The organism is Bartonella sp. AP3QHHD, assembly GCF_042195765.1.
In the GTDB taxonomy this organism is placed as follows: domain Bacteria; phylum Pseudomonadota; class Alphaproteobacteria; order Rhizobiales; family Rhizobiaceae; genus Bartonella.
Window position 1 is genome coordinate 1 of record NZ_JBHIPC010000070.1, and the last position, 1,069, is coordinate 1,069.

A 1,069-nucleotide genomic window follows, 5' to 3' on the forward strand; every position below is an offset into this window, starting at 1 on the left:
GCCTTTTTCTGCCAATTCAAACAACTGATTTTCAATCGTTTCAATTTGTTGGGAAGGTGTAAGTTCTAAAGGCGCATCAAAGGCTGTATTGGCAACTTCATTGCCAAGATTAATCAAAGACCGGCGGATAAAAAGATCGTAAATGACGCGTCCATAATCTTCAGTGTTAATAATAGTGACTGCCTCTGTGGCTAAGCGAACAACATACTGGTATACAGTAATATCTCCAACTTTTTCTTCCATTTGGATATAGGGCTTGATTGTAATGGGGTTTGCAAGATGACCCTTTTGAATAATTTGTAAGACAATCTCAAAGATCTTTTGATGTAGCCTTTCAAAAAAATGTTCTGCTTTGAGAAAGTCTGAAACGCGATCGAGTGCATTATTATTAATCAGGATTGCTCCAAGTAATGCCTGCTCTGCTTCAATATTATGGGGAAGTTGACGAAAAGAAGAAGCAAAATTATCTCTTGGATTTTCTGTTTTTAGCATGTTCAGTGTTCTCATTGCTTTCTTTTCCCTTGTTTGGTGCCTCGAGTATGATTTCTGTTGTGTATCCGCTTTGTTTTTCNGTAAACGCCGCACGGGACCGCTAAACCCTGTCTGATGTTTGACTTGGCATTGCTGCCCTTTTGAGCGATCAAAATAAGAAGCTTCAATGGTGCCATATTGCGTACGTGGCTCTAACGTAAATTCCCAGTTGGAACAGTCGTGCTTATGGATTGCTAATGCTGGTAAATTATCCCCGCTTAAAAATAAAAACTTATGGTCTTTGATTAAAAAACGCGCCCGCATGCGATCGGCAAGACGGGTTAAAAAATCAACCGCCGATTGATCTGTTCGAATCACATAAGGCAAAGTTTGTTTGGTAAATTGGGGACTAACCTTTGCTTGATAGCCATGGCGTTTGGCAAGTGTCTCAACAATCTCCCCAACAGTTTTGTGATCAAAATGCTCACTCACCTGTTCTTTGAGCTCTTTGCGCATGGAGGCGCTTTTACCGCAAAGCCGCAAAATCTCTCCATCGCTGCCCCCACAACTTACAACCGATTCGACAACAAAACACCCC

At 41.3% G+C, this 1,069-nt stretch carries 1 protein-coding gene and 1 pseudogene; both read right to left on the reverse strand.

Annotated elements, in window-relative coordinates:
• Positions 1-507 (reverse strand): DnaB-like helicase N-terminal domain-containing protein (locus ACFIL7_RS04225; RefSeq protein WP_375683389.1); only part of this gene is annotated, 507 nt, incomplete at its 3' end.
• A pseudogene (locus tag ACFIL7_RS04230) lies at positions 464-1,069 on the reverse strand (hypothetical protein); the annotation flags it as partial. The pseudogene ACFIL7_RS04230 and the gene ACFIL7_RS04225, both read right to left, overlap by 44 nt.